1 protein-coding gene is annotated in these 886 nt (G+C 66.7%); it reads right to left on the minus strand.

From position 1 onward, the window contains the following. On the minus strand, positions 1-886 hold an 886-nt coding region (locus SAZ10_RS33530; protein ID WP_318613891.1), incomplete at both ends, for a DUF5801 repeats-in-toxin domain-containing protein.

Consider the following 886-nt stretch of genomic DNA (forward strand, 5'->3'; position numbering starts at 1 on the left):
CGTTGGCGCTGCCCGTATTGCCATGCGCGAGCGACAGGTACTGGGCGACGCTCACGCCTCCGAGGCCATCGATGGCGATGGCGAAGGCGGCCTGGCCGTTGGCGCCGCCGACGCGGCCCACGACAAAGCCACCCTCCTGGAACAGAAGAATGCCATCGCCCGTCGTGGTCTTCAGGCCGGACAGCACTCCATTGCCGCCGACGATCTGCAGCGACAGGGTCTTCGAGCTTGGTTCGTCCGCGCCGGTGTTCGAGGAATAGGTGAACAGGGTGTTGTACGCATAGCCGATCGCGCCCGAACCCGCGACATCCGGATCATTGCCCTTGTTGGCGATCCCGGAGAACAGCAGCTGCATCGCCAACTGCCCGAGCCCGGCCGGCACGTCGTTCGTGCCGCCCTGGGCGCCGGGCGTCTCGTCGTGCACGACACTGTTGCCCGTCAGGGCCAGATTGACCACCGGCACGTCGTCTCTGACCGTCACGTTCGCCTTGCCGGTGAGCGTCACGCTGTCGCCGTCGCCGTCGGTCGCCTTGATGACGGAGCCGAAGTCGATGGCGTTGATCGAACCGCCCTTTGCGACGAGATCCGTGTTGTCGTCCGCGCTTCCGGGCGCAGGCTTCACATGGTCGAGCTGATCATACAGGCGGAACGTGAAGTTGCCGTGCGAATCCAGGGTGAAGCTCAGCACCGTCCGGTCGCCGATCGGGTTGTAGGTGCCGTTGCCGTTGTCGACATAGCCGATCAGCGAGTTGCCGACGATCGCAAAGCTCAGCGCCCCACCCTTCGACTGCAGGCCGAGCGCCGCCATGGCGGCGGCCGCATCGGCGGTGAAGGAGAAGCCGCCGCCCGCCGCCGGGCCGTCCGCGCCGAAGTTGACGAGCGCGCT

The sequence above is a fragment of the Mesorhizobium sp. BAC0120 genome (assembly GCF_033542235.1).
Taxonomy (GTDB): domain Bacteria; phylum Pseudomonadota; class Alphaproteobacteria; order Rhizobiales; family Rhizobiaceae; genus JAWRCU01.